This window comes from Lysinibacillus sp. NPDC094403, from assembly GCF_050278745.1.
Taxonomy (GTDB): domain Bacteria; phylum Bacillota; class Bacilli; order Bacillales_A; family Planococcaceae; genus Lysinibacillus.
This window is the reverse complement of record NZ_JBNNTL010000003.1, coordinates 210,637-221,753: the sequence shown is the minus strand read 5'-3', so window position 1 is coordinate 221,753 and position 11,117 is coordinate 210,637. Positions and strand designations below refer to the sequence as shown.

The 11,117-nt window shown below is 37.1% G+C and carries 12 protein-coding genes and 1 tRNA gene; 10 read left to right on the top strand and 3 right to left on the bottom strand.

Going from position 1 to position 11,117, the window contains the following annotated elements; genetic code table 11:
• Both ACQKMV_RS08155 and clpP read right to left on the bottom strand, forming a co-directional pair.
• Nucleotides 1-414, bottom strand: a 414-nt coding sequence (locus ACQKMV_RS08155) for a hypothetical protein (RefSeq protein WP_427503313.1), incomplete at its 3' end; no start/stop codon positions are given.
• 42 nt (nt 415-456) lie between these two features.
• Nucleotides 457-1,047: an ATP-dependent Clp endopeptidase proteolytic subunit ClpP gene (gene clpP, locus ACQKMV_RS08150; protein ID WP_079563765.1), complete on the bottom strand. Its 591-nt coding sequence runs from the start codon at nt 1,045-1,047 to the stop codon at nt 457-459.
• Nucleotides 1,048-1,637: 590 nt separating this feature from the next.
• Here clpP and ACQKMV_RS08145 point away from each other — a divergent pair.
• From ACQKMV_RS08145 to ACQKMV_RS08130, 4 genes are all read left to right on the top strand, one after another.
• A tRNA-Arg gene (locus tag ACQKMV_RS08145) sits at nt 1,638-1,712 on the top strand.
• Nucleotides 1,713-2,216: 504 nt separating this feature from the next.
• Nucleotides 2,217-3,011 (top strand): basic amino acid ABC transporter substrate-binding protein, encoded by a 795-nt coding sequence (locus ACQKMV_RS08140; RefSeq protein WP_427503311.1) that lies wholly within the window; start codon nt 2,217-2,219, stop codon nt 3,009-3,011.
• A gap of 231 nt (nt 3,012-3,242) precedes the next feature.
• Entirely contained in the window at nt 3,243-3,947 is a 705-nt protein-coding gene (locus ACQKMV_RS08135; protein ID WP_427503310.1) for an amino acid ABC transporter permease, read from the top strand.
• Nucleotides 3,944-4,666 (top strand): amino acid ABC transporter ATP-binding protein, encoded by a 723-nt coding sequence (locus tag ACQKMV_RS08130; RefSeq protein WP_427503309.1) that lies wholly within the window; start codon nt 3,944-3,946, stop codon nt 4,664-4,666. Before ACQKMV_RS08135 ends, ACQKMV_RS08130 begins: the two co-directional genes overlap by 4 nt.
• A gap of 55 nt (nt 4,667-4,721) precedes the next feature.
• On the opposite strand, the gene ACQKMV_RS08125 is transcribed toward ACQKMV_RS08130, so the two are convergent.
• Nucleotides 4,722-5,330, bottom strand: a complete 609-nt coding sequence (locus tag ACQKMV_RS08125; protein WP_427425885.1) for a spore coat protein — start codon at nt 5,328-5,330, stop codon at nt 4,722-4,724.
• A 216-nt stretch (nt 5,331-5,546) separates the two neighbouring features.
• On the opposite strand from ACQKMV_RS08125, the gene ACQKMV_RS08120 reads away from it, so the two are divergent.
• The 6 genes from ACQKMV_RS08120 to ACQKMV_RS08095 all read left to right on the top strand — a co-directional run bounded on the left by ACQKMV_RS08120 (nt 5,547) and on the right by ACQKMV_RS08095 (nt 10,899).
• Entirely contained in the window at nt 5,547-6,128 is a 582-nt protein-coding gene (locus ACQKMV_RS08120; protein WP_427503308.1) for a LemA family protein, read from the top strand.
• Complete coding sequence (locus ACQKMV_RS08115) at nt 6,128-6,880, top strand: TPM domain-containing protein (protein WP_427503306.1); 753 nt, start codon at nt 6,128-6,130, stop codon at nt 6,878-6,880. Before ACQKMV_RS08120 ends, ACQKMV_RS08115 begins: the two co-directional genes overlap by 1 nt.
• 158 nt (nt 6,881-7,038) lie before the next feature.
• Nucleotides 7,039-9,315: a S9 family peptidase gene (locus ACQKMV_RS08110; RefSeq protein ID WP_427503305.1), complete on the top strand. Its 2,277-nt coding sequence runs from the start codon at nt 7,039-7,041 to the stop codon at nt 9,313-9,315.
• 201 nt (nt 9,316-9,516) lie between these two features.
• Complete coding sequence (locus ACQKMV_RS08105; RefSeq protein ID WP_349661842.1) at nt 9,517-9,753, top strand: glutaredoxin family protein; 237 nt, start codon at nt 9,517-9,519, stop codon at nt 9,751-9,753.
• A gap of 17 nt (nt 9,754-9,770) precedes the next feature.
• Nucleotides 9,771-10,379 (top strand): FMN-binding negative transcriptional regulator, encoded by a 609-nt coding sequence (locus tag ACQKMV_RS08100; protein WP_427503304.1) that lies wholly within the window; start codon nt 9,771-9,773, stop codon nt 10,377-10,379.
• A gap of 397 nt (nt 10,380-10,776) precedes the next feature.
• The gene (locus ACQKMV_RS08095) at nt 10,777-10,899 is read left to right on the top strand and encodes a hypothetical protein (RefSeq protein WP_263297453.1); all 123 of its coding nucleotides are present in this window, start codon (nt 10,777-10,779) and stop codon (nt 10,897-10,899) included.
• Nucleotides 10,900-11,117 lie beyond the last annotated feature (218 nt).

Sequence of the window (11,117 nt, the reverse complement as noted above, 5' to 3'; positions counted from 1 at the left end):
TGCGACGGAAAGAAGAATCGAAGCGACGGAAAGAAGAATCGAAGCGACGGAAAGAAGAATCGAAGCGACGGAAAGAAGAATCGAAGCGACGGAAAGAAGAATCGAAGCGACGGAAAGAAAAGCCGAAGCGACGGAAAGAAAAGCCGAAGCGACGGAAAGAAAAGCCGAAGCGACGGAAAGAAAAGCCGAAGCGACGGATAGAAAGGCCAAAGCGACGGAAAGAAAGGCCGAAGTGACGGAAAGAAAAGGACTCGACGGAAAGAAAAGCCGAAGCGACGGAAAGACAGACGCTTCAAACTTTCTGATCGTGGATAGAAACGTCAAAATGATGGATAGAACAGCCAAAATCGTGGATAGAACGATCAAAGTGAAGGATAGCCCCATCAAACCATACATAAATTTGATGTCGAACAAAAAAAGACATCTCAGAAATAAATCTGGGATGCCTTTAATTTTTTATTTACGGTCGTTACGATCCATAATTTGGTCGATTAAGCCGTATTCTTTTGCACGCTCAGCAGTCATGAAGTTATCGCGATCTGTATCTCTTGCAATGACTTCAAGTGGTTGACCAGTGCGTTCTGATAAAATACCATTTAATTTTTCACGTAAGAATAAAATACGTTTTGCAGCGATTTCGATTTCAGTTGCCTGACCTTGTGCACCGCCAAGAGGTTGGTGAATCATTACTTCAGCATTCGGTAATGCGAAACGTTTGCCTGGCTCACCAGCAGCAAGTAGGAAAGCACCCATAGATGCTGCCATACCTATACAAATTGTTTGTACTTGTGGCTTGATAATTTGCATTGTGTCGTAAATTGCCATACCAGCAGTGATAGATCCACCTGGTGAGTTGATGTAAAGAAAGATATCTTTATCTGGATCTTCTGCTTGTAGGAATAGAAGTTGAGCAACAATTGAGTTTGCAACGTTGTCGTCAATCGCACTTCCTAATAGGATAATACGGTCTTTTAGTAGTCGTGAATAGATGTCATATGCACGTTCACCACGACTTGTTTGTTCAATAACTGTAGGAATTAAATTCATGTTAAATCCTCCTTATAAAGCTAAATTCGATTACTTTTGCTGAAAACACTCTTTGTATTTCAGCTGTAACCTTATCATACACATTATAGTCAGGGAAGGTCAAATGTTAACCCTGCTAAAGTGAAATTAATTAAATCAATTTCGCCTTGCTGTAATGTAGTTGTCGCCTGCACTTTCCCACAGATAAACAATACGTTTTGAATTGTGCCCAGGCCGACGCGATGTCGATCATCTTGGTAATGCTACAGGACGTGACATTTTTACCGATGCAGGTCTGTTAGCCATTTTTTTAGGATTTGAAGGTATTAGGCTAACATCCTTATCTTCATTCTGTAGGTGTTTAGACGGACACTTGCTGAATGGAGAAAAAAATTTAAAATGTTTTACATTCTATAGTTGAATTATGGGCAATACGTTTGTATAATTGATAAGGTCATAAGTTAAAGTACAGTACACTATTTTGCAGGTATGCTTCAAAATGAGGGTTATCTACATCATGCTTTTCATAAAGCCTAGGGTGAGTACTTTTTTTTTGTGTCTAACTTTACTTTTCAGCGGACATCGGCTGAAATAAGTTAAAGCCTTGATTTGCCCTCGTGGTGTAATGGATAACACGTAAGATTCCGGTTCTTGCACTGGGGGTTCGATTCCCTCCGAGGGCGCCATTTTACTGATATTTGATATACTTTTACAACTCAATTCTCCTAATAAGTAGTTTAGCAGCCTGCTTAGTGGAGAAAGAGAGGGTAAAAAATGGGAATACTTCCTAGTTGGCATTATTCCCGTATTTGTTTCCTTTCAAACCTTCAAAAAAGCAACAATTCCAAATTATTTTTTAGTGAACATACTGTACGTGAAGACTAGTTTATACTGGTCGAAAAAAAGAATCCTATCTGAGGGGATTCTTTTTTTTTTCAAAAATATATCTAATTTTAGCATCAATCATGAATGTATAAATATTCATTTTCGGTGCTATTTTCTTTTTTTCATGCCGTTTTATTCTAGGAAATCCAATTTGAATAAATTTTTATGAAAAAATAATTACTTTTATACGAAAGGTTATTGTCTAAAGAGAATAATGTTACTATAATTGACCTAATAGTCTAACATTTCCGAATTGCTTAAAAAATAATTATATTCGGAGAATAATCGAATTAGGGGGAGTAGCTATGAAAAGAAGTTTATCTATGTTACTTGTGGTCGTAGCAGCATTTGTGTTAGTTCTAGCAGGTTGCGGCACAAAAGAAAAGACATCATCAGGTAGCGCGCCATCTGAAGATGGAGATGGTAAGAAAATTTATAAGGTAGGAACTGAAGCGACATTTGCACCATTCGAATCACTTGACGATAAAGGAAATATTGTAGGATTAGATTTCGATATTTTGCAGGCGATTGCTGATGAAATGGGCTTTAAAGTAGAGTGGCAAAATATTGGCTGGGAGCCAGTCTTCCAAACTGTTAAAAATGGTGAAACAGACATCGGTGCAGCAGGGATCTCAATTAATGATAAGCGTAAAGAAACGTTTGACTTTACAGATCCATATTATGAATCTCAATTATTAATTGTTGTAAAAGAAGATTCCAAGGTTAAATCATTAGCTGATTTAAAGGATAAAAAGATTTCAGTACAAATTAATGCTACAGGTCATGAAGCTGCGAAAAAGCTACAAGGTGAATCGAGTCCAAATATTATGGCGTTTGAAAATCAGCCAGTTGCTATCAAAGAAATGCTGAATGGTAACGTGGATGCTACGATTGGTGATAATGCGGTAGTTTATGAATATATGAAAGCTCATCCAACAGAGAAACTTAAAGTGATCGAAGATGATGCATTTGAAAAAGAATACTATGGATTTATGGTTCAGAAGGGGAATACAGAACTTTTAAATAAGTTAAATGAAGGACTGAAAAAAATTAAAGAGAACGGTAAATTAAAAGAAATTACAGGTGTAGACTTTAAGTAATAACTGACTGCATGATGGGGCTTTCCTAAAAGAAATATCATATGATCAAAGAAATTCTATATATTGATATAAAGTAAAAATCCGCATAGACTCCAACGGAAAAAAAGAGACCCGGCAGAGATGGTGGTAAAACTGATTATGCGACAGGAGAACACTGTTGCGGATTTTTTACTTATGAAGGACTTTTAGGCAACTCCTTATTTAATTTTTAAGGGGAAGTGGGGTTTTCGGATGGACATCTTTGACTTACGCTGGGACATAGTCTGGAACTACCGTGATATGTTTATACGTGGTATTGGTGTGACGTTAATTTTAACACTCAGTGGTTATTTTGGCGGGATTTTTTTGGGGCTATTTTTAGGACTTGGAAAATTATCGACTAGAAAATGGATTTATTGGCCATGTAAGCTGTACGTAGATTTATTCCGTGGGACACCGATGCTTGTACAAATTTTATTAATTCACTTAGCGTTGATACCAACCATTTTTGGACATTCATTAGGCTATATGGTGTCAGGGATTACGGCGCTTATTTTAAACTGTGCGGCATACAATGCAGAAATTTTCCGCGCGGGTATTCAAAGTATCGCTAAAGGGCAAATGGAGGCAGCTCGTTCCCTTGGCTTAACACATAACCAAGCGATGCGAAAAGTCATTTTACCACAAGCTTTTAGACGTATGATTCCACCGTTAGGTAATGAATTTATTGCTTTATTAAAAGACTCATCTTTAGTAACCGTTATTGCGGCACCAGATATTTTATATGCAAGTAAGATCGTAGCCGGAGCTAGTTACCGTTTCTGGGAACCATATATAGTTGCGGCGGTACTATATTTAATTTTAACGTATGGTGTAACAAAAATTGTAGCGTTTATCGAAAAACGACTTAGTAATAGCTATGTCCCTCGTAATGCAAAAGGGAGGGAAGCACGATGATTAAAATTGAGAATTTACACAAGTATTTTGGCAAGCTGGAAGTATTAAAGGGCATTGATTATGAAATACAGGAAAAGCAAGTTGTCTGTGTTATAGGCCCATCAGGTTCAGGGAAAAGTACATTTTTACGTTGCATCAATATGCTAGAAGAAGTAACAGATGGTGCAATTTATATCGAGAATGTAAAGGTTAACGAGCCAAAAACAAATATAAATGCTATTCGAGCAGAAGTGGGCATGGTGTTTCAACAATTTAATTTATTCCCGCATATGACAGTTATAGATAATGTCACGATGGCTCCGATGCAAATCCGTAAAATGAGTAGGACAGAGGCAGAAGAACTTGGACATGAGCTGTTGAAAAAGGTCGGTCTTGATAGTAAGGCTTATAACTATCCTGAGCAGCTTTCAGGTGGTCAGCAGCAACGTGTTGCCATTGCTCGTGCTTTAGCGATGAAACCAAAAGCCATTTTATTTGATGAGCCTACTTCGGCACTAGACCCTGAAATGGTAAAAGAAGTGCTAGATGTAATGAAAAATTTAGCAGCTGAAGGTATGACCATGATTGTGGTAACACATGAAATGGGATTTGCTCGTGAAGTTGGTGATCGTGTCGTCTTTATGGATGGTGGCTATATTGTCGAAGAGGGAACGCCGGAGGATATTTTTGGTAATCCACAGAATGAACGAACGAAAGCATTTTTAGGAAAAGTTTTATAAACCAAGAGCAGTCCCTTGTGATAATGCACCACATATGGGACTGCTCTTGTTTTTATTAATGAAGGGGATTTGTTGTAGTGCCGTATGCATTAAGCATCGTTTGCATATCTTGTTGAGAAAATTGAGGTACTTGATAGTAGCCATGCATATTTTGGTAAATAGATAATTCGTATGCCATTTCAATGCAGTTGGGAATACTATCTGCAATAACACGTCGGACAACAGGGTTTGTAGTTTCTGTTGCTGCTGCAGTCATACCTTTTGCCAAACCTTTTTGAGCGCCAAGTAAGAAGCCAGAAATACATTCATCGTTGAGCTCGCTTGCATTTTGCATAGGCTTTTTAGGTTGGCCAGGATTCATTCCATATTTGAAATTATTCCCCGTCTCCATTTGATAGCGACCTGTAGGAACAGATGGATCATGACCTGTGTTATAAGATTCCACAATAGTGTTATACATACCTAATGTGAAATTATATTGGCGATCCAAAATGCTAAGCAACTCTGTGTCCTTAACCTGTGGACGTAAAACAATGGATTGATTCATACAAGCAATGATTGCACCGATTGTTTCATGCAAGTCCATTTGCTCATGTCCACCATGATTTGGGCTTTGTTGTTGGTTGAATTGGTTTGATGATTCGTTATGAAACGATTGTGTCAAAAAAAGCGCCTCCTAAATATCATAGTTTGTTACAGTATTAAGTATGGCACGTTAAATAAATTTCATACGGTATTAATGCATTTGCATATATGTAGAATAGAGATTTTTATTTGCTGCACATTAATGGTAAATAAAAAAGAATGGCTTATTACCAAGTAACAAATATCATTCCTAATTTTGAATGATAGCTAAAAGAAAGCGAAGGAGGTTTTAAAATTGAAAAAAATATTTGGACCTATAGGAATTATCGTTATTATTTTAGTTGTATTGGCCTTACTTTTTATTCCAAAATACAATAGCCTTGTAACGGCTGAGGAAAGCGTAGTTTCGAAATGGGCTCAGGTTGAAAATCAGCTACAGCGTCGCTACGATTTGATTCCGAACTTAGTAGAATCTGTTAAAGGATATGCCAACCATGAGAAAGAAGTTATCGCTAGCATTACAGAGGCGCGTGCACAAATGGGAAGTGCACATAGTCCAAAGGAACAGGCGGTGGCTAATGATGCATTGAACGGAGCACTTAGTCGATTGCTAGTAGTCGTAGAAAATTATCCGAATTTAAAGGCAGATGCAAATTTCCGTCAACTAATGGATGAATTAGCTGGGACAGAAAATCGCTTAGCTGTTGCTCGAGAAGACTACAACAATGAAGTGCAGGCTTTTAATAAAACGGTCAAACGTTTCCCGGGCAATTTAATTGCGGGGATGTTTGGTTTTGAGCAGAAAGAATACTTTAAAGCAGCTGCGGGCGCTGAAAAGGCACCATCTATAGATTTTGGCAGTTCAGGTAAACAATAATGAAACGGTTTATTATCCAACTTACTATTGTTGGTATCATGTTTGCTTTCTCTATGAAAGTGGCAGATGCCGCAATGCCGACACCGATGAAAAATACGTATATTCATGATTTTGCTAATGCCATATCTTCATCCGTTAAGGAAGAGCTCAATCATTATTCAGAGCAGCTAGACAAAGGTACAGGTGCAGAAATTATGATCGTAACAGTGGATAATATTAACGGAGAAGAACCAAAAATGTATGCAACAAAAATGATTCGTTCATGGGGCATTGGAGATGCCAAAAAAAATAATGGTGTTTTAATTTTAGCAACGTTTGGGCAGGGCGAAGGTAAAAATGATGTCGTCATTGCTGTAGGCCAAGGTCTCGAAGGAGCATTACCTGATGGCAAGCTGGGGCGCATCTTAGATACAGTGTTTTATCCAAATGCAAGTGCTGGAGACATTGATAAGGCATTTAAAGAAACGTACGCAGAAGTATTTCAAACTGTCGCGAAAGAGTACAATTGGAATGGAGAGATGCCTAAAAATACAGCTGACAATGAAGAAATGCCAACGTGGATGGTTATTTTAATCGTTATCATAGTACTTGTTGTTTATACATTTATTTCTAACGGAAGAGGAGGAGGGCCGCGTTCTGGTAGACGTGGCGGTTTTCCGGGTGGTTTTGGAGGAGGCGGCTCTAAGGGCGGTGGCTTTGGCGGATTCGGAGGCGGCTCATCTGCTGGTGGAGGAGCGAGTCGGAAATTTTAATATATTCAAAAAGTGAACTCATTGAAGTTCACTTTTTTATTGGTTCAAAAGGTAATTTTATTTAATTATTATCAATTATTGACAATAAGGATAAAGTTGCTATAATTTTATTGTATCGACAAACGATATAACGCGAACTGATATAAGGAGGAATCATTTTGAAAAGAAGGTTTTTATCAGCATCATTAGCGGTAATTTTAACGACATCTGCTGTCATTCCTGTATCTATGCAGGAAGTGCGCGCTGCCAATGAAACTAGTAGTCAAGTAGAAGTAAAAGAGGAACGTTTATCTGCTAAGGAGTTTCTAAATTTAACTGTAACAGCTTTAACATTCCAACATGGGTCAGAGACGATGCGTCAGCAAATCATTGATCAATGGGTAAAAGGTGAAGAATTAAAAGATTTAAGTGTACATATTAAACGTGATGAAGCGGCACGTATTTTAGTAAGAGCGCTAAATAAAGAGGAAAAAGAAACAACACTTGCTGACTATCAAGAAAAAGCAAATAAGCTTGGTTTATTTAATGGTCTGTCAGCTAGTGAAACGATTTCTAAACAAGATGCGGTTAAAATCTTGAACAATGCTAAAAATGTGAAAAATGGTGTTAGCAATAATGAAGGTGTGAAAGAAATTTCCGTCGAAGGTTTTATGAAAAATCCAGGAAACGTTGGCTATGAACTTTCACCAGATGGCAATTACATTACTTATGCTTCTGCATGGGAAAATCGTTCAAACGTTTTCGTGAAAAAAATGAATGACGATAGCGAGCCAGTACGTGTATCTAATTCAAAGGATCGTGATATAGGGGGATTCTTCTGGAAAGATGATAATTTACTATATGTAAAGGATAAAGGTGGCGATGAAAACTTCCACATTTATTCAACAACATTTAATGGTAATGAGGAAAAGGATTTAACACCTTATCCGAATGTAACAGTAGGGTTATTAAGTAGCTTAAAGGGCGTTAAAGACGAAATCCTTATTATGATGAATAAAGAAGATGCAAAAGTCTTTGATGTGTACAAGCTTAACCTAAAGACTGGTAAAACTACACATGTTGCGAAAAACCCAGGTAACATTACGAGCTGGATAGCAGATCGTGATGGAAATGTACGTATGGCAGTTGCTTCAGATGGTGTAGTAGGCACTGTTCTATATCGAGATTCAGAGAAAGATGAATTCAAGCCATTTATTGAAATGGAAGAAGGGGATGAAGTAACGCCACTTGCTTTCACTAAAGACAATAAACATATTTTGGCGAAGTCTAATAAAGGAAGAGACAAAGTAGAAGTAGTTAAATATGATTTAGAAGGTCATGAAGAAGTGATTATGTCTAACTCAGAAGTAGATGTATCGGGTGTATTATATAGTTCTGAGAAAGATAAAGTATTGTACGGTGCATATGTATCAGATAAGACACATTATCAATTCTTTGACGAGGACTTTGAAAAACTATTCCGTAAAATTCAAAACAAATTAGGTGTTCATGAAAGTGAATTAGGTATTAATGATTACAACAAAGAAATGACAAAATTCATTGTCAGCGTTTCTAGTGACACTGTTTACGGAAAATATTATTACTACGATTCAACAACAGATGAATTAACAGAATTGACAACATTAAGCCCTTGGTTAAACCCAGAGGAGCTTGCAGAAATGCATCCAATTTCATATAAGAGTCGTGACGGCTTAACGATTAACGGTTATTTAACATTACCGAAAAACAAAGAGGCTAAAAATCTGCCACTTATCGTCAATCCACACGGTGGTCCATGGTACCGCGATGCGTGGGGTTTTAATCCAGAGGTACAGTTACTAGCAAACCGCGGTTATGCAGTACTACAAGTGAATTTCCGTACTTCAACTGGCTATGGAAAAGAGTTTTTAAAGGCTGGTTATAAACAATGGGGTCTAAAAATCCAAGATGATATTACAGATGGCGTACAATGGGCAATCGACCAAGGTATTGCAGACCCTAAACGTATCGGAATTTATGGGGCTTCATTTGGAGGGTATGCAACTTTAGCTGGTATCACTTACACTCCAGATTTATATGCAGCAGCAGTTGATTATGTAGGTGTATCAAATATCTTTACATTATTAAATACAATTCCTCCATATTGGGAAACAGTGCGCAATATGTGGTATGAGCGTGTAGGTGATCCAGAGAAGGATAAAGAGCTATTAACAGCTGTTTCACCTGTCTTCCATGTGGATAAAATTAAAACACCGTTATTTGTAGCTCAAGGTGCAAATGATCCACGTGTAAACAAGGCTGAATCTGATCAAATCGTTAAAGCATTACGTGCAAGAGGCGTTGATGTAGAATACATGGTGAAAGATAATGAAGGCCATGGTTTCCATAATGAAGAAAACAGTATCGAATTCTATAATGCAATGCTAAAATTCTTAGATAGCCATTTAAAAAAATAATATGATAGAAGACTGTGCAGGAAGTAATTGCTTGCACAGTTTTTTTAGTTAGAGGACTTATTATAAGGGTAATACTAATAAGTTAAGTAGAAGGAGGCATGCTAGTACGAGAATTAGAGAGTTGGCAAGTAAGGGGGGATTACAGTATCTTACTTATAGATAACTGTTTCGTTTTATTATTACTTTATGGAGGTGCTGTAATTGAACGTGAAATTTTTTAGTCGAGCTAATTGTGGATTATGTGTAGAGGGACTGCATACATTAAAACTTGTACAGGAAGATATAGATTTCGATATTGAAATTATTGATATTGAAGAAGATGAGAGCATACATGAAAAGTATATGTTAATGATTCCGGTAGTGGAAAAGGATGGGCAAGTTATACAATACGGAAATTTGGATTACGCAACACTGATGGAGCATTTGTGTAGCGAATAACAAAGGGGGATCTGCTTATGTACATACCAACGGCTTTTAAAATGAAGGATATTTCAGAGATGATAGCAGTTATTCAGGAGAACAGTTTTGCAACACTCTTTTCAACCCATGAAGGAATACCCTTTGCTACACATCTCCCTTTATTGTTGAATGACACAAAGGACTGCTTAATTGGGCATTTTGCAAAAGGGAATCCTCAATGGAAGGATATTGAAAATCAAAAGGTTTTAGCAATATTTCATGGGCCGCATTGCTACATATCCCCATCGTGGTATGAAACAAATCAAGCTGTCCCAACATGGAATTATGTAACAGTACATGTATATGGTGAAATAGAGCTTATCGAGCACAATGATGAATTAATGAAATCCTTCAACAATATGATTGAAAAATATGAACATCCAAACAGCACATATAGCCTAACTCATGTAGATGAGCAGCTTGTAAGCAATCTAAACAAAGGAGTTCAGGGCTTTAAAATAAAAATCTCAAGTATGGAAGGCAAAAAGAAATTAAGTCAGAATCATTCTAGCGAAAGACAGCAATTAGTGATTCAAAAATTAGAAGAAATCGAACATACAAATGAGCAGCAAATCGCTCGTTTAATGAAGCAAAACATAAAATGAATGAAATCATCACTAAAAATTCTGCATTTCTCCTGCTACGTATGTGGCAGTGAAGAAGGAGCGGAATTTTTTTATTTCTTTCAGCGGGTGTCCAAAAAACGCTTCTGCCGCTACGTTAGCACTACGCTTTCGCACAAAAAACATCTGTGTGCCTAGAGCCTCGGCGGATGTATTTTACCCGAATCTTTAGCGGTAAAAACCACAATTCACAAATTGTTCAATGAAAGCGTTTAGAATTTGAACAGTTTGTGAAGACCTTCACATTAGGCTTTCTTTTTAAAAAAATCGGAGTAGAATAGGAATCAAGTAAAGGAATTGTTATAAAACAGTTTATAAAATTATCACATTTATTAATGGTTGTTATATTACAAAAACGTGTTCGAAGGGAGATTTTACAATGTGGGTTATTACAGTATTTGAGAAAAAGGACGTTCGTATTTTTGAATACACAAATAAAAATGAAGCAACAAAAGCTTTAGGCGGATTTAAGAAAAACGCAATTTTATCTTTCACGAAATAAGTTAACTAAAAACTCGTAGCCATGCCAAATTGGTTACGAGTTTTTTATTGTGTTGAAAAACAAAATGGTCAAGGAAATCTTTGTGAACGTCGTTGCGCTTTAAGAGTTCCCTGTTAAATAGAAGCTTTATCATATGGTCAATTTTTACTCAGTATTACGTTTAGTGCTGCAGCTGCTTTAGGCCATCCAACTTAGAAGGCCATATGTGTTATCAAAGG

Excerpts from the sequence above, each read along its gene's own strand:
- clpP (WP_079563765.1), bottom strand. The coding sequence starts at position 1,047 with ATGAATTTAATTCCTACAGTTATTGAACAAACAAGTCGTGGTGAACGT.
- ACQKMV_RS08140 (WP_427503311.1), top strand. The coding sequence starts at position 2,217 with ATGAAAAGAAGTTTATCTATGTTACTTGTGGTCGTAGCAGCATTTGTG.
- ACQKMV_RS08135 (WP_427503310.1), top strand. The coding sequence starts at position 3,243 with ATGGACATCTTTGACTTACGCTGGGACATAGTCTGGAACTACCGTGAT.
- ACQKMV_RS08130 (WP_427503309.1), top strand. The coding sequence starts at position 3,944 with ATGATTAAAATTGAGAATTTACACAAGTATTTTGGCAAGCTGGAAGTA.
- ACQKMV_RS08115 (WP_427503306.1), top strand. The coding sequence starts at position 6,128 with ATGAAACGGTTTATTATCCAACTTACTATTGTTGGTATCATGTTTGCT.
- ACQKMV_RS08100 (WP_427503304.1), top strand. The coding sequence starts at position 9,771 with ATGTACATACCAACGGCTTTTAAAATGAAGGATATTTCAGAGATGATA.
- ACQKMV_RS08095 (WP_263297453.1), top strand. The coding sequence starts at position 10,777 with ATGTGGGTTATTACAGTATTTGAGAAAAAGGACGTTCGTATTTTTGAA.